Source organism: Nocardioides zeae, assembly GCF_010686755.1.
GTDB classification, from domain to species: domain Bacteria; phylum Actinomycetota; class Actinomycetes; order Propionibacteriales; family Nocardioidaceae; genus Nocardioides; species Nocardioides zeae.
The window spans coordinates 281673-300208 of record NZ_JAAGXA010000005.1; the positions used below are offsets into that span (position 1 = coordinate 281673).

The following is an 18536-nucleotide window of genomic DNA, read 5'->3' on the forward strand; positions in this document are numbered from 1 at the left end:
CACCGGGAGACGCACACCGATGGACAACCACGACCTCAAGCGGGACCCCCGGCTCCCCTACCGCGCCACGACGCGGATCGAGGTCGTCGACGTCCCGGCGATCGCGTTCCTCACGGCCCGGGGCGAGGGCGACCCCAACACGTCCCGGCTCTACGCGGACGTGGTCGAGGCGCTCTACGCGTCGTCGTACGGCGTGCGGGCGGTCGCGATCGAGGAGCTGGGCCGCAAGCACACCGTCGCCCCGCTCGAAGGGCTCTGGTGGGCCGACGACCTGCGGGTGTTCACGGCCCGCGACAAGGACGCCTGGAGCTGGCAGATGATGATCGCCCAGCCCTCATGGGTCACGGACGACGTCGTCACTGCCGGCATCGAGCGTGCCCGTGGCAGGCGGGACCTCGCGGAGGTCGATCGGATCACGTTCACGACCATCACCGAGGGGCTCGCGGTCCAGACGCTCCATGTCGGCCCCTACGACGACGAGGGACCGACCATCGCGCGGATGCACGACGAGTTCATGCCGCAGCACGGCTACCGACCGCGGGGTGCGCACCACGAGATCTACCTGTCCGACGTGCGGAAGACCGCTCCCGGGCGCCTTCGCACGATCTTGCGCCAGCCGATCGAGACGAGCCAGCCGATCGAGCAGCGCCGGGCGGGCGCCGCTCAGTCGTAGCCCGCCTCGATCCACCACCCGCCGTCGACGCTGGCCAACAGCCAGGCCCGGCCGTCCACGCCGACGACCTGGAACCGCGCGGCCCGCCGCAGCGGCGAACCGGTCTCCTCCCACCACGCCTCGTCCATGGGCCACGGGCCGGCCCAGGCGTCGACCGGCAACCAGCCCACGTCGGGCACCCGCACGGTCGCCGGCTCGGCGCTCACCCAGCCCCGCTCGTCGACCTCGACGGGCAGACCGGCGTGGTCGATCAGCTCACCGGGCAGCGGCTCGGCGAAGACCCGCGCGGGCGCCGGTCCGGGGATCTGCCCGGGCCACGGCTGCTGCGGCGAGCGCACCACCCGGCTCCGCTCCCCCCAGGGCACGGACGTCTGCCGCGCCGCGGGCGTGCGGCCTCCCTGGGCGACGGGGACGCGGACCGCGTCGTACCCCAGCAACGCCTGCACCCGCGCCATCCCCCGCTCGACGAGCTCGGAGGCTCCTCCGCCCCACAGGCCCTCCGCGTGGGCGGCCGCCGGCTCGGCGGTCGCCGGCACGAAGCGCACCCGCGTGACCGGCTCGGTCACCGCCACCACGGCACGACGGCTGCGCACCGATCCCTGCGCCTGCCCCTGCAGCTGCCAGTGCACCCGGTCGACGAGGTCGCGCGCCGAGAAGTGGCGGGGGTGCAGCCACTCCCGCGACGAGACGACGACGTCCTCGCCGCGCGGGCCGGCGCAGGACGCCTCGACCCGCACCGCGGTGCCGACGAGCTGGCGTTCGGCGAGCCCGGCGACGAACCGCTCCGCCGTCGTGCGCACGCTGAAGCAGATCGCCTCCACCGAGTCGAGCGGCGGCTCGAAGGCGACCTCGCACGCCAGCTCGGGCGGCGGGGTGCGCGCCGCGAGCGGGCCAGCGGTCTCCCCGCGGACCCGCCGGTGCACCTGCAGCCCGTAGGCACCGAAGCGCCGCGACACGTCCCCCGGAGCGAGCTCGGCGAGCTCGCCCAGCGTGCGCAGGCCGAGCCGGTGGAGCAGCGAGACGAGCTCGTCCGCCTCCGGGTCGGCGAGGAGGGCGTCGACCGGGAGCCCCCGCAGGTAGGCCGAGGAGCCGCCGGCCGCCACCACCTCGTGGGCCTGCACCCCGGCCCGACGCGCCGCCTGCTCGGCGGTGAAGACGTCGTCGGCGATGCCGATCCGCACGTCCCAGACGCCGGCCTCGACCAGCATCTCCGCGTAGAGCGCCGCCGCGTGCGCCTCCCCGCCCCCGAACCTCGTCGGCGCCCGCACCGCCATCAGCCCGGGACGCAGCGGCGCGACCCCGGGGCGCAACCGCTCGACCACGCCGAGCACCGTCTCGAAGGCACGTGCGTCGCGGTCGGGGTCGGCGTCGAGCAGCACCAGCTCGGGGCAACGCGCCTGGGCGTCACGCCGCCGCATCCCCCGGCGCACCCCCTCCGCACGCGCCGCGTCGTTGCAGACCTCGACGACGTTGCGGCCCAGCACCGCGGCGGGCACCGCGGTCGAGAGCCCCTCCTCCGTGAGCGCCGCGACCACCGACCAGTCCGGGCACCAGACGACGAGCACCCGACCAGAGCCGCTCACCCCGCCCTCCCCAGCTGCAGCTCACCGTGGCGCGGCGGGGCCGCTCCGCGCCGTACGGCGACGCGCACCTGCTGCTCCCGCAGCCGGCCGTCGCCGTGGTCGAGCCCGGACCACCGGCTCTCCTCGACCTCGAGCCGCGCCTCGCAGCGCGGCCAGTCGCCCCACACGACGAGCACGGCGGAGCGCTTGCGCAGCCGCGCCTCGACGACGCTCGCGGCCCGCGCGTCCACCCGCGTGCGCGGGCGCAGCACCACGAGCCGCACGACGTCGACGAGCGCCGCGGTGGCCTCCAGCCACAGGTCGGCGGGCTCGGGGACGAGCACGGTGCGGGACGGCTCGACCCCGAGCTCGACGGCCGCCTCGACACCGAGGTCGGGCCATCCGACGACCGCCGTCCACTCCCCCGCGGCCGACGCCCCGGCCATCAGGAGCAGCGCCAGTCGAGCAGAGTCGACCCCGTAGACCGCCCCCGCCCGCAGCTGCACCAGGCCCCCCAGGGACGGATGGGTGGGCACGGTCAGCCGCGCCGGCCCGCCCTCGAGGGCCGCGACCTTCTGGCGCAGCCGGGCCACCAGGTCGTCGGCCGAGCCTGGCGCCGAGGCGGGGGCGAGAGCGGGAACGGACACTCCTCGATGATCGAACATTTGTTCGACTCTCGCAAGCCGGTGTCCCCACCCGCGAGCGCTCCGGCCCGTCCCGAGCGCCGGGGAACCAGGTTCCGCCCAGAGCAGAACGAGGCCGCCCGCACGCCCCCTCGCGCCTAGCATCGCGCCATGGGCCAGCTCACCCGTGCGACCACCCCCGCGACCACCCCCGGGACCACCCCGACCAGCCGTCCCGAGCCCTTGTGGCGCGAGCTCACCGGCCGCGTCCTGCGCCGGCACCGCCACGAGCGCGGCGAGCGGCTCGCCGAGACGGCGGAGCGGGCGGGGGTCTCGACGCAGTACCTCTCGGAGGTCGAGCGCGGCCGCAAGGACCCCTCCTCCGAGATCCTCGCCGCCGTCGCGGGTGCTCTCGACCTCACGCTGCTCGACCTCGCCGCGGAGGTCGCCCGCGACCTGCGGCACCTCGCCCCGGCTCCCGCGACGCGCCCCGCCCCCGTCGGTCCCCGCTCGCTGCCCGTCGCCGCACCCCGGCCCGTCGAGGGGCCGGCCGCCGTCGTACCCCGCGCCTGCGCTCCCCTCGCCCTCGTCGCCTGAGCGCGGCCCTCCACCCGGGTCGTGGTGCCAGACCCCCGGAATCCGCAGGCCACGCACCACGACCGGGCACCGGGCACCGGGTTCAGACCAGCGACGCAGGCTCCGGCCGGATCACCGCGTCGGCCAGCCCGTAGGCGACCGCCTCGTCGGCCCGCAGGATCCGGTCGCGGTCGGTGTCGCGCCGCAGGGTCGCGACGTCCTGTCCCGTGTGCAGCGACAGCGCCTCCTCCAGCTCCGACCGCACGGCGAGGATCTCGTCGGCCGCGAGGATGAGGTCGGGGATCGTCCCCCGGCCCTGCCCGGCCGGCTGGTGGAGCAGCACCCGCGCGTGCGGGAGCACCGCCCGCTGCCCCGGGTCGCCCGCCGCGAGCAGCAGTGCCGTCGACGAGAACGCCTGCCCGACGCACGTCGTGGCCACCGGGGCCCGCACGAACCGGAGCGTGTCGTAGACCGCCAGCACCGCCGCCGGCGACCCGCCCGTGGAGTTGATGTAGAGGTTGACGGGCAGGTCCGGACTCTCGGCCTCGAGGTGCAGCACCTGGGCGATGAGCGCGTTGGCCACCCCGTCGTCGAGCTCCGTCCCGAGGTAGACGATCCGCTCCTCCAGCAGGCGGCTGTAGACGTCCGTCACCCGGTCGCCCCGGGGCGTGCGGTTCACCACGTTCGGGATCACGTACCCGCTCATCGCGCCACCCCCGGAGCACCCGCCCCCTGAGCACCCACCCCCGGAGCACCCGCCACCGGCACACCCGCCCGCGCGGTGACGCCGATCGAGCGGCGTACGCCGGGGCGCAGCTGCGCGAGGTCGCTCACCACCGCGTCGGCGAAGCCGTAGGCGACGGCCTCCTCGGCCGTGTAGACGCGGTCGCGCAGCGAGTCGGAGAAGACCCGCTCCAGTGGCTGCCCCGTCGCAGAGGCGATGATCGCGAGCACCGTGTCGCGCACGGAGCGCAGGTCCTCGGCCTGCAGCTCGATGTCGGGCGCGTAGCCGCCGATGCCGGCCGAGCCCTGGTGCATCAGCACCTTGGCGTGCGGCATCACGAAGCGCTTGCCCCGGGTGCCGCTGCACAGCAGGAACTGGCCGGCGCTGTAGGCCATGCCGAGCGCCACGGTCGACACGTCGTTCGGCAGGAGCCGCATCGTGTCCCTGATAGCGAGCATCGCCGGCACGGAGCCGCCCGGCGAGTGGATCCAGAGGCTGATGTCGGTGGTCGGGTCCTCGTCGGCGAGCAGCACGAGCTGCGCGCACAGCTGGCTGCCGTTCTCGTCGTCGAGGGGTCGGTCGAGGAGCAGCACACGCTGCGCGAGGAGCTCCTCGGCGGTGCGTCTGCCCAGCAGGGGGGTCCGGTCGTCGCTCATGCCGCGAGCCTGCCGCGACGGACCTCCCCGGCCGACCCGTTGCTGCGGGCAGCAGCACCGCGCTGCCCGCAGCAGCGGCGATCAGCGCTTCCGCTTCTCCCGCACGCGCTGCTGGATCACGATCGGGGTGCCCACGAAGCCGTACTCCTCGCGGAGGCGGCGCTCGATGTAGCGCTCGTACGACGCGTCCAGCTTCCCCGAGGTGAAGAGGATGAACGTCGGCGGCGCCGTCGACGGCTGCGTGCCGAAGAGGACCTTGGGCTGCTTGCCTCCCCGCACCGGGTGCGGGTGCTCGGCGACGAGGCGACCGAGGAACGAGTTGAGCGCGCCGGTGCCGACCCGCGTCTCCCAGCCCTCGAGCGCCCGGTCGAGCGCCGGCACGAGGCGGTCGATGTGCCAGCCGGTGCGCGCCGTGACGTTGATCCGCGGCGCCCACTGCACCTGGACGAGCTCGCGCTCGATCTCGCGCTCCAGGTAGTAGCGACGCTCCTCGTCGACCAGGTCCCACTTGTTGAAGGCGATGACGAGCGCCCGACCGGCCTCGCGGACCGTCTGCACGATCCGCAGGTCCTGCTCGGAGATCGACTGGCCGCCGTCGATGACGAGCACGGCGACCTCGGCCCGGTCGATGGCGGTGGTGGTGCGCAGGGAGGCGTAGTACTCGTGGCCCGACGCCTCCTTGACCCGCTTGCGGATGCCGGCGGTGTCGATGAAGCGCCAGGCCCGGCCACCGAAGTCGATGAGCTCGTCGACGGGGTCGACCGTGGTGCCGGAGGCGTCGTCGACGACGACGCGGTTCTCGCCGGCGAGCTTGTTGAGGAGGGAGGACTTGCCGACGTTGGGCTTGCCGACGATGGCGATGCGACGCGGGCCGCCCACCTCGGTCGGCTGCACCGGCGGCGGCTCGGGCAGCACCTCGAGCACGGCGTCGAGCAGGTCGCCCGACCCGCGGCCGTGGATCGCGGACACGGGGTGCGGCTCGCCGAGGCCGAGGTTCCACAGCCCGTAGGTCTCGGCCTCGGTGCGCTGGTCGTCGACCTTGTTCGCGGCGAGCACGACGGGCTTCTCCGCGCGTCGCAGCACCCGGACGACCGCTTCGTCGGCGTCGGTGATGCCGACGGTCGCGTCGACCACGAAGAGCACGGCGTCGGCCAGCGACACCGCGATCTCCGCCTGCTCGCGGATGCGCTCGGCGAGGCCCCGCGCGTCGGGGTCCCACCCGCCGGTGTCGACGACCGTGAAGGCGCGTCCGTTCCACTCCGCGTCGTAGGACACCCGGTCGCGCGTCACGCCCGGCCGGTCCTCGACGACGGCCTCGCGGCGGCCGATGATGCGGTTGACCAGGGTCGACTTGCCCACGTTGGGACGGCCGACGATCGCGAGGACCGGCACGGGGGCGACGGGACCGTCCTGCTCGAACCCTTCAGACCCCTCGAACCCCTCGAACGTCGAGGGGTCGTCGGGGAGGGCGGGCTGGTCGTCGTGCTCGGTCATGGTGCTCCTGGTTCGCGGTGGACGAGCCCCGTGTACGGGTCCTCGTCGAGGTCGTCGGGCGCCAGCGGACCGGGCAGCTCGCGCCCGGTCGCCGCACGCGCGGCGTCGATCGTGCTCAACATGTGGCGTCGCAGCAACAACGAGGCCTCCTCCACCTGTTCCCGGGTGCGGGGCCACGGCTGCTGCGGCAGCCGTAGGGGCTCACCGTAGTAGAGATCCACCGTTCCACCACGTCGTGGCAGGTCGTTGCTCCGTCCGCCGGGCTCGCGCGACCCCAGGATCGCGACCGGTACGACGGGGACCCCGGCCACGAGGGCGAGGTACGCCGCCCCGCGGTGGAACCGCGACAGGTCGCCCGGGCCCCGCCGTCCCTCGGGGAAGATGCCCACCGCGCCACCGCCGGCGAGCACCCGCAGGCACGTGCGGATCGCCGCGCGGTCGACGTGGAACCGGTCGAGCGGGATCTGTCCGCAGGTGCGGAGGAACGCCCCGAGCGGCCCGGCGAACATCTCCGACTTCGTCAGGGCGTGCACCGGACGTGGGCTGAAGATCGCCAGCAGGGGGCCGTCGACGAGGCCGATGTGGTTGGCCGCGAGCACGACGCCGCCCCGCCGCGGCACGTTCTCCGCGTGGTGCACCCGCACCGCGAAGCGCCGCCGGATGAGGAACCGCGTCGTGGGCCGACCGCCGTGGAGCAGCCAGCGGGACGGCAGGCGGACCGGCCGCGAGGGGCCGACCGTCACGACCGCGCCTCGACCACCCCGGGGGCACGCGCGCCCGCGGCGAGGGCCGCCACCTGGCTGACGACCTGCTCCAGGGTGTACGGCGTCGTGTCGATCTCGACCGCCCCGTCGGCCCGCACGAGCGGGGCGGTGGTGCGGCCGGAGTCGATCGCGTCCCGGGCGAGCAGCGACTGCTCGGTGGCCGCGACGTCCGAGCCGCCCTCCTCCGCGGACCGCCGGGCGGCGCGGGCGGCCGGGTCGGCGGTCAGGTACACCTTGACCGGGGCGTCCGGCCAGACGACCGATCCGATGTCCCGGCCCTCGACGACGATGCCGCGGCCCTCGGCGAGCACACCGGCGATGATGCTGCGCTGCAGCTCCAGCAGGCGCGTCCGCACGGCCGGCACGACCGCGACGGGGCTGACGGCGGCGTTGACCTCGTCGGTGCGGATCGGGCCCGACACGTCCTCGCCGTCGACCACGATGGTGGGGGCCAGCGGGTCCGTGCCCGAGACGAGCCGCGGCTCGTGCGCGCGCGCGGCCACCGCGTCGGCGTCGTGCACGTCGACGCCGGCCCGGAGCATCCACCAGGTGACGGCGCGGAACTGTGCGCCGGTGTCGAGGTAGGCCAGGCCGAGCCGGTCGGCCACGCCGCGGCAGGTGCTCGACTTGCCCGATCCCGAGGTGCCGTCGACCGCGATCACGAGGGTCGCGGAGGGGCTGTCGGGGTGGGCGGAGGTCGGCGTGGTCGGAGTGCTCACGGGCGAGCACCCTACCGGTGCGTGACCCAGCCCCGCTCCTCCAGCGACGTCAGCAGGTGCTCGGCACGGAGCTCGTCGACGACGAGCTCGACGAGGCCGACGGGGCGGCCCGGGTCGTGGTCGATGCGGATGTCCTCGATGTTGACGCCGCTGGCGACCGCGTCGCCGAACAGCCGCGCGAGCTCGCCCTGGTGGTCGGGCACGGAGACCCACACCGACCGCATCGGGCGTGGCGGCCCGCCGTGCTTGGCCGGGATCGCCCGTGTGCCGCGCACACCGCGCTGGAGGATCTCCTCCAGCCCGGCGCGGTCGCCGGCCGAGACGGTGGCGATGAGGACGTCGAGCTGCGCGCGCAGGTCGCCGAGGAGCTCGACGACCGCTTCCGCGTTGCCCGCCACGATCTGGCCGTAGAGCCCCGGCGCGCCGGCGGCGATGCGCGTCACGTCCCGCAGGCCCTGGCCCGAGAGCGTGAGGTGCTGCTCCGGGGCCCCGTCGAGGAGACCGGCGACGAGCCCCGAGGCCAGGTGCGGGACGTGCGACGTGCGCGCGACCGCGCGGTCGTGCTCCCCGGGCGTCAGCCACACGGGCGTCGCCCCGCACACGCGCACGACGGACTCGACGAGCTCGACCGCGTCCGGCGCGGACCGGGGGTGGGGCGTGATGGCCCAGGGCCGGCCCTCGAACAACGAGGCCGAGGCGGCCAGCGGGCCCGACCTCTCGCTGCCCGCCATGGGGTGCGAGCCGACGTACCGCTCCGCGTGCGCGGCGGCCGGCCCGGCCAGCACCTCGCGCAGCGGCGCCTCCTTCACCGAGCCGACGTCGGTGACGACCGCCTGGGGGTGGCGCAGCAGCGCCTCGGAGACCACGCGGCCGACCAGGTCGGGGGGCACGGCCACGACGACGAGCACGACGTCGGGGTCGTCGGCCTCGGTGGCCGCCCGTCCCGCGCCGAGCCCCGAGGCCGTGCGCACGTTCTCGGGGACGCGGTCGCGCAGCAGCACGTCGTGGCCGACGGCGGCGAGGCCGAGGGCCGCGGAGGTGCCGATCAGGCCGACGCCGACGACGAGGACCGGGCCCGTGACCGGGTCCCCCGCCCGGGGGTCACGGGGCTGCGGGTCTCGACCGGCGGGCTCATCGGGCACCGGGCGAGGATAGCGGCGCCGTACGGCGCGGCCGGGCCCGCCTCAGAGCTGCGCGCGGTCCAGGAGCGCGCCGAGCTCCTCGCGCGTGAGGTCCCGCAGCTCGCCGCCCCGCAGTCCGCGCAGCTCGACGGGCCCGATCTTCGTGCGCGTCAGCCGGCGCACGGGATGACCGACGTGCTGGAGCAGGCGCCGCACGATCCGGTTGCGACCCTCGTGGATGACGAGCTCGACGATCGTGCGTCCGGTCGCGCCGCCGGCACCCTTCTCGACGACCTTGACGGACCGGACGGTGACCGGCCCGTCGTCCAGGGTCACGCCGTCGCGCAGCTCCTGCAGGGTCTCGCGGCTCACCTGGCCGTCGACCTCCGCGACGTACGTCTTGTCCACCTCGAAGGAGGGGTGCGCCATGCGGTGCGCGAAGTCCCCGTCGTTGGTCAGCAGGATGAGGCCCGAGGTGTCCGTGTCGAGCCGCCCGACGTGGAAGAGCCGCTCGGGCCGGTCCGCCACGAGGTCACCCAGGTTCCGCCGGCCCTCGGGATCGCTCATCGTCGACACGACGCCCAGCGGCTTGTTGAGCACGAGGTAGACGTGGGGCGAGACCGGCGGCAGCCGTCGGCCGTCGACGCGGATCACCGCCACCCGCGGGTCCACCTTGGTGCCGAGGCGCGTGACCACCTCGCCGTCGACGGTGACGAGGCCGTCCAGCATCAGCTCCTCGCACTTGCGGCGCGAGGCGACGCCCGACTGGGCGAGCAGCTTCTGCAGGCGGATGAGGCCCTCGTCGTCGGTCTCGATGGTCATGCCGGGGGTTCCTCCATCTCGTCGAGCCCGGGCAGGTAGGGCGCCAGCTCGGGCAGGTCCTCGAGGCTCGTGATGCCGATGCGCTCCAGGAAGTAGGACGTCGTGCGGTAGAGGTGCGCGCCCGTCACGGGGTCCTGGCCCGACTCCGCGACCAGTCCGCGGGCGAGCAGGGTGCGCATGACGCCGTCCACGTTGACGCCCCGCACCGCGGAGATCCGGGCGCGGGACACCGGCTGCTGGTAGGCCACGATCGCGAGCGTCTCGAGGGCGGCCTGCGTGAGGCGGGACGACTGCCCGTCGAGCACGAAGCGCTCGACCACCGCCGCGTGCGCCTCGCGCGTGTAGTAGCGCCAGCCGCCCGCGACGTTGCGCAGCTCGAAGCCGCGCCCGTCCGCGGCGTACTCCGCCTCCAGGGCGTGCAGCGCCGCCTCCACCTCGGCCGTGCCCCGCCCCACGGCGGAGGCCAGCACGACGGCGGGCAGGGGCTGGTCGGCCACCATGAGGAGCGCCTCGAGGCTGGGCCGCAGCTCGGCCGCGGGCACCACGACCGGCCCGTCGGGGTCCGAGGCCGGGACCTGGTCCGGACCTGCGGTCTCGCTCATGCGTCCTCCTCCCGACCGGCGGCCGGACCCACCGGGGTCGCCGGCGCGCCGTCGAACTCGTCCACCCCGTCGAGCACGTCGGCGTCGGCGTCCTCACCGGTCCACCGCACGCTCAGCTCACCGAGGGCCACCACCTGGTCGAAGGCCACGAGCCCCTCGCGGAACAGCTCCAGCAGGGCCAGGAAGCGCGCGACCGTCGTGAGCCGGTCGGGGGCGTCGGCCACGAGGGTGCGGAAGGTCGCCGTGCCCTGGCGGCGCAGCACGGTGACGACGAGCGCCGCCTGCTCGCGCACGCTGACGGCGGGCGCGTGGATGTGGGTGAGCGACACCTCCGGCGCGACCTTCGGCGCCATCGCCGCCGCGGCGAGCCGGGCGAACTCCTCCAGCCCGATCCCGATGAGCACCTCGGGCAGCAGGGTCGCGAAGCGCTCGTCGAGCCCGACTGCGCGCGGGTGCCGCCGGGACTCGTCCGCGAGCCGGCGCTCGAGCACGCCTGCGACCTGGCGGTAGGCCTTGTACTGCAGCAGCCGCGCGAAGAGCAGGTCCCGCGCCTCGAGGAGGGCCAGGTCCTCCTCGTCCTCCACCTCGGCCGACGGCAGCAAGCGCGCCGCCTTGAGGTCGAGCAGGGTGGACGCGACGAGCAGGAAGGACGTCGTCTGCTCGAGGTCCCAGACCGGTCCCCCGGCCTTGACGTGCGCGATGAACTCGTCGGTCACCTGGGAGAGCGCGACCTCGGTGACGTCCATCTTGTGCTTGGAGATGAGGGTGAGGAGCAGGTCGAACGGCCCCTCGAAGTTGTCGAGGCGCACGGCGAACGCCGATCCGCCGGCGACGGCCTCGGGCGCCGGCGCGGTCATCCCTCGCCGCTCAGCCGACGGGCGATCGCCGAGTCCGCACCGTTCTCGTCGAGGTCCGCCAGCGCCAGGGCGACGGCCTCGCGCACGAGGCGCCCGCGGTCCACCGCCGTCCCCAGCTCGGCACGCAGCCGCAGTCGCGCGGACTCCAGCTCGAGCAGCTCCGCCGACGTCACGTAGACCGTCATCTTCTCGTCGTGCTTCACCCGGCCGCTCGTACGGCGCGCAGCCGCCCCCGCGGACGTCGCGGCCCCCGCGGGCGGTGCCGCCGGTTCGGGTGCGGGCTGCGGGGCGGGCGCGGGCTCGGTCGTCGGCCGGAACAGGTCGTCCGCCGACGGCAGGCTCACGCGCCGGGCCACCGGGCGAGCACCTCCCGGGCGAGCTGGCGGTAGGAGTCCGCGCCGGTCGACTTCGAGGCATAGCTCGTGATGGGCTCGCCCGCGACCGTCGAGTCGGAGAACTTCACGGTGCGGCGGATCACCGTGTGGAACACGGTGTCGCCCCAGGCCTGCACGAGCCGCTCCATGACCTCGCGGCCGTGGAGGGTGCGGCCGTCGTACATCGTGCCGAGCACGCCGTCGATGACGAGCCGGGGGTTGAGCCGCTGCGCCACCTTGTCGATGGTCGTCTTGAGCAGGGCGACGCCGCGGAGCGCGAAGTACTCGCACTCCAGCGGCACGATCACGCCGTCGGCCGCGGTGAGCGCGTTGACGGTCAGGAGCCCCAGGGAGGGCTGGCAGTCGATGATGATGACGTCGTAGCGCTCCACCGCCGACGCCAGCACCCGCGACAGCGTCTGCTCGCGGGCCACCTCGTGCACCAGCTGCACCTCGGCGGCGGACAGGTCGATGTTGGAGGGCAGCAGGTCCATCCCCGGCACGCCGGTCTCGACCACGACGTCGTCGATGGTGACGTCGGGCTCCATGAGCAGGTTGTAGACCGAGAGGTCCATCTCGTGCGGGTTCAGGCCCAGGCCCACCGAGAGCGACCCCTGCGGGTCGAAGTCGACGAGCAGCACCGTGCGGCCCAGCTCCGCGAGAGCCGCACCCAGGTTGATCGCCGTCGTCGTCTTGCCGACGCCGCCCTTCTGGTTGCACATCGCCACGACGCGGGCGTTGCCGTGGTGGGTCACCGGCGGCGGCTCCGGGAAGGACGGCATGGGGCGACCCGTCGGTCCCAGGTCGCCCACGGGGACGGTGGGCGTCACCGCCGGTGCGGTGTCGAACAGGGGGTCGGTCACGCGTTCCTCGGCTCCTCGGTGCAGCGCTCGTCGATGTCGACACGGCGACTCGTCGTACGCCGCGACTCTACAGCCGGCGGACCCCGGTGGTGAGCATCACCAGCTCGCCCAGGTCGTCGCAGGCGTCGAGGTCCACCACGGCCTCGATCACCCAGTCGTGGTGGCCCTCGGGGTCGTCGAGGGTCTGCGTCACCCGCAGGCGGCGCACCTCGGGCGGCTCCTCGTCGCCCGGCCCGTCGGGCCAGCCGGGCGCGGGCCCGCGGTCCTCGACGACGGACAGCAGCGCCGGGCCCCGGGCATCGGCGCCCGTGCGGAGCTCGTCGTGCTCGGCGAAGTAGTCCTCGATGGCGGCGTCCCAGACCGAGCGGCCCACCTGCACCGCCCGCGGCGGCTCCACCCGGTCGGCCGCCAGCCGCTCGGCGCGCACCAGCCCGTCGAGGTCGTCGCGGGCGAAGCGCTGCACCTGGGCGAAGACGGCGTTGCGCACCATGACGCGGAACGCCGGCTGCTGCGAGAGGGGACGGCCGCCCCCGGGCACCGGCGAGCCGCCGGCGGCGCGCTCGGCCGCGGCGCGGCGTACGGCGTCGGGATCGTCCGCGGTGAGCGCCTCCCACTCGTCGACGAGGCTGGAGTCGGTCTGGCGGACCGTCTCCCCCAGCCACTCGACGATCTCGTCGAGCTCGGGCGTGCGGTGGCGCTCGGGCACGGTGTGGCGCAACGTGCGGTAGGCGTCGGACAGGTAGCGCAGCAGCACGCCCTCGGAGCGGGCGAGGCCGTAGCGGCTCACCATGTCGGTGAACCCCATCGCCTGCGTGAACATCTCCCGCACGATCGACTTCGGGGCCAGTGCGTCCTCCGGCAGCCACGGGTGCGCGGCGCGGTAGGTCTCGTAGAGCGCCTCGAGCAGCTCGCGGAGCGGCTGCGGCCAGGTGATCTCCTCCAGCAGCGCCATGCGCTCGTCGTACTCGAGACCGTCGGCCTTCATCTCCGCGACCGCGTCGCCCCGCAGCGTGAACTGCTGCGCCGCGAGCACCTGCCGCGGGGAGTCGAGCACGGCCTCGACGACGGAGAGCACGTCGAGCGTGTAGGTCTCCGACTCCGGGTCGAGCACGTCGAGGGCCGCGAGCGCGAAGTGAGCCAGGGGCTGGTTGAGGGCGAAGTCGACGGGCAGCGCCTCCGTCAGCACGTAGCGGCGCCCGTGCTCGTCCGGCTCGTCGAGCCGCCGGACGACGCCCGACGTCACGAGGCTGCGCATGAGGCGCAGCGCGCGGCGGGCCAGCTTGAGCTGCGTGCGGCGGTCCTCGTGGTTGTCGAGGAGCAGCGCCCGGAGCACGCCGAACGCGTCCTCCTCCCGGGCCAGCACGGCGAGCAGCAGCGCGTTGGTGACGCGCATCCGCGGCACGAGCGGGTCGGGCGCGCCGGCCACCAGCTTGTCGTAGGTCTGCTCCGACCACACGACCGCGCCCTCCGGCGGCTTCTTCAGCTGCGCCTTGCTCTTCTTCTTCGGGTTGGCGGCGTTCTTCGCCTCGGCCTTGGCCTTCGCCCGCTCGTTCTCGATGACGTGCTCGGGCGCCTGGACGACGACGTACCCCATCGTGTCGTAGCCCGCCCGACCCGCACGGCCGGCGATCTGGAGGAACTCGCGCGTGCGCAGGATGCGCTGGCGGGACCCGTCGAACTTGGCGAGCCCGGTGAACAGCACCGTGCGGATCGGCACGTTGATGCCCACCCCGAGCGTGTCGGTGCCGCTGATGACCGCGAGCAGGCCCTCCTGGGCGAGCTGCTCGACGAGGCGCCGGTAGCGCGGCAGCATCCCGGCGTGGTGGACGCCGATCCCGGAGCGCAGCAGCCGCGACAGGGTCTTGCCGAAGCCGGCACCGAAGCGGAAGTCGCCGATGCGCTCCGCGATGCGCGCCTTCTGATCCTTCCACGCCTCGTCCTTGCGGCCGGTCAGGGCGGTGAGGCCGCCCGAGCCCAGCAGGCCCGTCGCGCCCTCGACCGCGGCCGCCTGGGTGAAGTGCACGACGTAGGCGGGCGTCTGCCGCGTCGTCACCAGCTCCTCGAGGGTCTCGCCGAGCGGCGTGAGCGACCAGCGGAAGTCGAGCGGCACGGGCCGGGGGGCGTCGTCGACGAGGGCCGTCGGCCGCGACGTGCGGCGCGTCAGGTCCTCCCGCAGCCGCGTCGTGTCGCCCAGCGTCGCCGACATCAGCAGGAACTGCGCGTGGGGCAGGGTCAGCAGCGGCACCTGCCAGGCCCAGCCGCGGTCGGGCTCGCCGTAGTAGTGGAACTCGTCCATCACCACGAGGCCGACGTCCGTGCGCTCCCCCTCGCGCAGCGCGAGGTTGGCGAGGATCTCGGCCGTGCAGCAGATGATCGGCGCATCGGGGTTCACGGCGGCGTCACCGGTCAGCATGCCGACGTTGTCGGCGCCGAACAGCGCGCACAGGTCGAAGAACTTCTCGCTGACGAGCGCCTTGATCGGGGCGGTGTAGAAGCTGACGCGGTCCTCGGCCAGCGCCGCCGTCACGGCCGCGGCCGCCACGAGCGACTTCCCGGAGCCGGTCGGCGTCGCGAGCACGACGTTGGCGCCGCCGAGCAGCTCGATGACGGCCTCGTCCTGGTGCGGGTAGAGGGCCGTGCCCCGCGAGGCGGCCCACGCCGCGAAGCCCTCATAGAGCGCGTCGGCGTCCGCTCCGGCGTCCGCGACCGCCAGGAGCGGCCCGGTGCCGGTCGCGACGGACGCGTCGGCCGTCACCGGTCGCCCCCGACGCCCGGCTGACCCGGCTGACCCGGCTGACCCGGCTGACCCGGCTGACCCGGCGCGTAGCGCTGCGTGGTCGCCGCCGAGGCGTGCCCGAGCAGCGCCTGCACCTCGCGCACGTCGACACCGGCCTCGACGAGGTGGGCGGCGAAGGAGTGGCGGAGCGTGTGGGGCGACACGTGCTCGCTGACGCCGGCCCGCTCCGCGGCCCGCACGAGCACCGTCCACGCGCTCTGGCGCGACAGCCGGCCGCCGCGGGCGTTGACGAAGACGGCGGTCGTCTCGTGCGCCAGGGCGGGCCGCACCTCGAGCAGGTAGGCACGCAGGGTGGTGGCCGCCCACTCCGGCAGGGGTACGACGCGGCTCCGCCCGCCCGGGCCGCGCAGGCACACCGTGCGGTCGCCCAGGGCGACGTCGGCGAGGTCGAGACCGACGGTCTCCGAGATCCGGGCACCGGTCGCGGCGAGCACCTCGAGCAGGGTGCGGTCGCGGCGCGCGAGCGGCGTGCCCGGGGCTCCTGCGGCGGCGAGGATCGCCTCGACGTCGGTGGTGGTGAGCGAGCGCGGGGCGCGCGGGACGAGGACCGGGGCGCGCACCGTCGCCGCGGGGTCGAGGGCGGTCGCCCCCGTGCGGCACGCCCAGCGGTGCAGGCCGCGCACCGCGACGAGCGTGCGGGCGACGGACGCCTCGCCGAGCGGGGGGTGCTCGCCGTCCCCGCCCTGCAGCGCCGGCACGAGGCCGCCCAGCAGCTCGGGCGTGACGGCGGCGAGGTCGTGCACGCCACGACCGTCGAGGAACGCCCGGTAGCGCCGCAGGTCGCGACGGTAGGACGCCAGCGTGCTGCCCGCCGCGCCCCGCTCGGTGCGCAGGTGGTCGAGGTACGCCGCGACGGCGTGCCCGACCGGGTCCCCGGCGCCCACCGGCTCGCCGAGGGCCGGTGGCGGGCCCGCGTCGACGGTCGTCAGGACGGCTCCCCCGCCCCACGCGCCCGCCGGGCGTGCAGCGTCAGCACCGCGATGACGACCGGCGCGTCGGTGATGCGCCCCTCCAGCACCCCGTCGAGGAGCTCCTGGAACGGCACCCACAGGGCCTCCATGTCGGCCTCCTCGTGCCGGAGCACGAAGTCGCCGCGGTCGGTCTCCGTCAGCCCCTCGGCGAGGAAGATCGAGGCCTTCTCGCTGCTGATGCCCGGCGAGGGGTAGGTCGTGACGAGGTGGGTCCAGCGCTCGGCGACGAGTGCCCCCTCCTCGCGCAGCTCGCGCTGCGCGACGCCGAGGGCGTCCTCGCCGGCGACGTCGAGCAGGCCCGCGGGCAGCTCGACGAACCGCATCTGCGCCGCGTGGCGGTACTGCCGGAGGCAGAAGACGCGGTCCTCGGCGTCGAGCGCCAGGATCACCGCGGCACCCGGGTGCTCGAGCACGATGCGGCGGAACGGCGCCTCGTCGTCGGCGCCGGGCCGCGCGACGCGGTCCGCCCGCAGGGCGACGACCCAGCCGTCGCGGTGCAGGTCCTCGGACGCCGTGACCGGCCAGGAGGCCGGCTCGTCGCGCAGCTCGGCCACGGCTCAGACCTCCTCGGTCGCGACGGCGGTGTCGCCGTGCGTCGCCTCGGCGGCCGCGCCGTCCTCGCGCAGCGGGATGAGGAGCTCGCGCTGACGCACCAGCGCCGCCTCGACGAGACCGGCGAACAGCGGGTGCGGTCGCGTCGGGCGCGACTTCAGCTCCGGGTGCGCCTGGGTGGAGACGTAGTACGGGTGCACCTCGCGCGGCAGCTCGACGAACTCGACGAGCTCGTGGTCCGGGGACAGCCCGGAGAACACGAGGCCCGCCTGCTCGAGGCGCTCCCGGTAGGCGTTGTTCACCTCGTAGCGGTGGCGGTGCCGCTCGTGCACCTGCGCCGCGCCGTACACCCGCCGCACCGTGGAGCCCTCGGCCAGGTCGGCCGGGTAGAGCCCGAGGCGCATGGTGCCGCCCAGGTCGCCCGCCCCCTCGACGTACGCCGCCTGCTCGGCCATCGTCGCGATCACCGGCTCCGGCGTCGCGGGGTCGAACTCGGTGGAGTCCGCCGCGGCGAGGCCGGCGACGTTCCGCGCGTACTCGATGACCATCGACTGCAGGCCGAGGCAGAGCCCGAGCGTCGGGATGCGGTTGGTGCGTGCGTGGGTGAGGGCACCGAGCTTGCCCTCGAGGCCGCGCACGCCGAAGCCGCCCGGGACGCAGATCGCGTCGACGTCCTCGAGCGCTCGCGCAGCCCCCGCGGGCGTCGCGCACTCGTCGGAGGGCACCCAGCGCAGGTGGACCTTCGTCGCGTGGGCGAACCCGCCGGCCCGCAGCGCCTCGGCCACGGAGAGGTAGGCGTCGGGCAGGTCGATGTACTTGCCCACGAGCGCGACCGTGACCTCGTCGGCCGGGTGGTGCACGCGGCGCAGCAGGTCGTCCCACGTCGTCCAGTCGACGTCGCGGAACGGCAGGTCGAGGCGGCGCACGATGTAGGCGTCGAGTCCCTCCCGGTGCAGCACCTTCGGGATGTCGTAGATCGACGGCGCGTCGGCCGCCGTCACGACCGCCTCCTCGTCGACGTCGCACATGAGGGCGATCTTGCTCTTGATCGACTGCGGCAGCTCGCGGTCGGCGCGGCACACGACCGCGTCCGGCTGGATGCCGATGGAGCGCAGGGCGGCCACCGAGTGCTGCGTCGGCTTCGTCTTCAGCTCGCCGGACGGCCCGATGTAGGGCACCAGCGAGACGTGGATGAAGAAGACGTTGCCGCGGCCGACCTCGTGGCGCACCTGGCGGGCCGACTCGAGGAACGGCTGGGACTCGATGTCGCCGACCGTGCCGCCGATCTCGTGGATGACCACGTCGATGCCCTCGCCGCCCATGGCGAGCATCCGGTCCTTGATCTCGTTCGTGATGTGGGGGATCACCTGCACGGTGTCGCCCAGGTAGTCGCCGCGGCGCTCGCGCTGGATCACCGTCGAGTAGATCTGCCCGGTGGTGACGTTGGCGATCTGGTTGAGGTCGGTGTCGAGGAACCGCTCGTAGTGACCGATGTCGAGGTCGGTCTCCGCACCGTCGTCGGTGACGAACACCTCACCGTGCTGGAAGGGGTTCATCGTGCCGGGGTCCACGTTCAGGTACGGGTCCAGCTTCTGCATCGTGACCGTGAGCCCGCGCGCCTTCAACAGGCTGCCGAGGCTGGAGGCGGTGAGCCCCTTGCCGAGCGAGGAGGCGACGCCCCCGGTGACGAATACGTGCTTCGTGGGGGTCGGGTTCTTCACGGGCTTCCACCCTACCGGAGAAATCGTCGTGGTCGGTCCAGGCGGGCTCGGAGCGGTGCGTGTCG

At 74.5% G+C, this 18536-nt stretch carries 19 protein-coding genes; 2 read left to right on the plus strand and 17 right to left on the minus strand.

Annotated features, from left to right (window positions below):
• Positions 1-19: 19 nt before the first annotated feature.
• Positions 20-673, plus strand: coding sequence for a GyrI-like domain-containing protein (locus G3T38_RS09485; RefSeq protein WP_163772039.1), 654 nt, complete (start codon positions 20-22; stop codon positions 671-673).
• Here G3T38_RS09485 and G3T38_RS09490 read toward each other — a convergent pair.
• Together G3T38_RS09490 and G3T38_RS09495 are read right to left on the minus strand one after the other, a co-directional pair.
• Entirely contained in the window at positions 664-2256 is a 1593-nt protein-coding gene (locus G3T38_RS09490; RefSeq protein WP_163772040.1) for a Y-family DNA polymerase, read from the minus strand. The genes G3T38_RS09485 and G3T38_RS09490 overlap by 10 nt on opposite strands.
• On the minus strand, positions 2253-2882 hold the full coding sequence (locus tag G3T38_RS09495; RefSeq protein WP_163772041.1) for a hypothetical protein: 630 nt from the start codon (positions 2880-2882) through the stop codon (positions 2253-2255). The genes G3T38_RS09490 and G3T38_RS09495 overlap by 4 nt, the downstream gene beginning before the upstream one ends.
• 147 nt (positions 2883-3029) lie before the next feature.
• Here G3T38_RS09495 and G3T38_RS09500 point away from each other — a divergent pair, with 147 nt between their 5' ends.
• Positions 3030-3455 carry a helix-turn-helix domain-containing protein gene (locus G3T38_RS09500; RefSeq protein ID WP_163772042.1) on the plus strand — a complete coding sequence of 142 codons (426 nt, stop codon included), beginning with the start codon at positions 3030-3032 and terminating at the stop codon, positions 3453-3455.
• 82 nt (positions 3456-3537) lie between these two features.
• Here G3T38_RS09500 and G3T38_RS09505 read toward each other — a convergent pair whose 3' ends face one another.
• From G3T38_RS09505 to G3T38_RS09575, 15 genes are all read right to left on the minus strand, one after another.
• Positions 3538-4140: a ClpP family protease gene (locus G3T38_RS09505; RefSeq protein ID WP_163772043.1), complete on the minus strand. Its 603-nt coding sequence runs from the start codon at positions 4138-4140 to the stop codon at positions 3538-3540.
• The gene (locus G3T38_RS09510; RefSeq protein WP_163772044.1) at positions 4137-4814 is read right to left on the minus strand and encodes a ClpP family protease; all 678 of its coding nucleotides are present in this window, start codon (positions 4812-4814) and stop codon (positions 4137-4139) included. Before G3T38_RS09510 ends, G3T38_RS09505 begins: the two co-directional genes overlap by 4 nt.
• A gap of 81 nt (positions 4815-4895) precedes the next feature.
• Positions 4896-6308: a ribosome biogenesis GTPase Der gene (gene der / locus G3T38_RS09515; protein WP_163772045.1), complete on the minus strand. Its 1413-nt coding sequence runs from the start codon at positions 6306-6308 to the stop codon at positions 4896-4898.
• Positions 6305-7051 (minus strand): 1-acyl-sn-glycerol-3-phosphate acyltransferase, encoded by a 747-nt coding sequence (locus tag G3T38_RS09520; protein ID WP_163772046.1) that lies wholly within the window; start codon positions 7049-7051, stop codon positions 6305-6307. Before G3T38_RS09520 ends, der begins: the two co-directional genes overlap by 4 nt.
• Positions 7048-7791, minus strand: a complete 744-nt coding sequence (gene cmk / locus G3T38_RS09525) for a (d)CMP kinase (RefSeq protein WP_338037566.1) — start codon at positions 7789-7791, stop codon at positions 7048-7050. Before cmk ends, G3T38_RS09520 begins: the two co-directional genes overlap by 4 nt.
• An 11-nt stretch (positions 7792-7802) precedes the next feature.
• Positions 7803-8933 (minus strand): prephenate dehydrogenase, encoded by a 1131-nt coding sequence (locus G3T38_RS09530; protein ID WP_163772047.1) that lies wholly within the window; start codon positions 8931-8933, stop codon positions 7803-7805.
• 42 nt (positions 8934-8975) lie between these two features.
• Positions 8976-9734 carry a pseudouridine synthase gene (locus G3T38_RS09535; RefSeq protein ID WP_163772048.1) on the minus strand — a complete coding sequence of 253 codons (759 nt, stop codon included), beginning with the start codon at positions 9732-9734 and terminating at the stop codon, positions 8976-8978.
• Entirely contained in the window at positions 9731-10336 is a 606-nt protein-coding gene (gene scpB / locus G3T38_RS09540; RefSeq protein ID WP_163772049.1) for an SMC-Scp complex subunit ScpB, read from the minus strand. Before scpB ends, G3T38_RS09535 begins: the two co-directional genes overlap by 4 nt.
• The gene (locus tag G3T38_RS09545; RefSeq protein WP_163772050.1) at positions 10333-11193 is read right to left on the minus strand and encodes a segregation and condensation protein A; all 861 of its coding nucleotides are present in this window, start codon (positions 11191-11193) and stop codon (positions 10333-10335) included. Before G3T38_RS09545 ends, scpB begins: the two co-directional genes overlap by 4 nt.
• Positions 11190-11549 carry a hypothetical protein gene (locus G3T38_RS09550; protein WP_163772051.1) on the minus strand — a complete coding sequence of 120 codons (360 nt, stop codon included), beginning with the start codon at positions 11547-11549 and terminating at the stop codon, positions 11190-11192. Before G3T38_RS09550 ends, G3T38_RS09545 begins: the two co-directional genes overlap by 4 nt.
• Positions 11534-12430: a ParA family protein gene (locus tag G3T38_RS09555; protein WP_460786267.1), complete on the minus strand. Its 897-nt coding sequence runs from the start codon at positions 12428-12430 to the stop codon at positions 11534-11536. Before G3T38_RS09555 ends, G3T38_RS09550 begins: the two co-directional genes overlap by 16 nt.
• Before the next feature lie 67 nt (positions 12431-12497).
• Complete coding sequence (locus tag G3T38_RS09560; RefSeq protein ID WP_338037567.1) at positions 12498-15185, minus strand: DEAD/DEAH box helicase; 2688 nt, start codon at positions 15183-15185, stop codon at positions 12498-12500.
• Positions 15182-16111, minus strand: a complete 930-nt coding sequence (locus tag G3T38_RS09565) for a tyrosine-type recombinase/integrase (RefSeq protein ID WP_163772052.1) — start codon at positions 16109-16111, stop codon at positions 15182-15184. Before G3T38_RS09565 ends, G3T38_RS09560 begins: the two co-directional genes overlap by 4 nt.
• A gap of 41 nt (positions 16112-16152) precedes the next feature.
• Positions 16153-16752: an NUDIX domain-containing protein gene (locus G3T38_RS09570; protein WP_163772053.1), complete on the minus strand. Its 600-nt coding sequence runs from the start codon at positions 16750-16752 to the stop codon at positions 16153-16155.
• 3 nt (positions 16753-16755) lie between these two features.
• Entirely contained in the window at positions 16756-18471 is a 1716-nt protein-coding gene (locus tag G3T38_RS09575; RefSeq protein WP_163772054.1) for a CTP synthase, read from the minus strand.
• Positions 18472-18536 lie beyond the last annotated feature (65 nt).

Coding starts and splice junctions, on each gene's coding strand:
- G3T38_RS09535 (WP_163772048.1), bottom strand. CDS start 9,734: ATGACCATCGAGACCGACGACGAGGGCCTCATCCGCCTGCAGAAGCTG.
- G3T38_RS09485 (WP_163772039.1), top strand. CDS start 20: ATGGACAACCACGACCTCAAGCGGGACCCCCGGCTCCCCTACCGCGCC.
- scpB (WP_163772049.1), bottom strand. CDS start 10,336: ATGAGCGAGACCGCAGGTCCGGACCAGGTCCCGGCCTCGGACCCCGAC.
- G3T38_RS09500 (WP_163772042.1), top strand. CDS start 3,030: ATGGGCCAGCTCACCCGTGCGACCACCCCCGCGACCACCCCCGGGACC.
- G3T38_RS09510 (WP_163772044.1), bottom strand. CDS start 4,814: ATGAGCGACGACCGGACCCCCCTGCTGGGCAGACGCACCGCCGAGGAG.
- G3T38_RS09505 (WP_163772043.1), bottom strand. CDS start 4,140: ATGAGCGGGTACGTGATCCCGAACGTGGTGAACCGCACGCCCCGGGGC.
- G3T38_RS09545 (WP_163772050.1), bottom strand. CDS start 11,193: ATGACCGCGCCGGCGCCCGAGGCCGTCGCCGGCGGATCGGCGTTCGCC.
- der (WP_163772045.1), bottom strand. CDS start 6,308: ATGACCGAGCACGACGACCAGCCCGCCCTCCCCGACGACCCCTCGACG.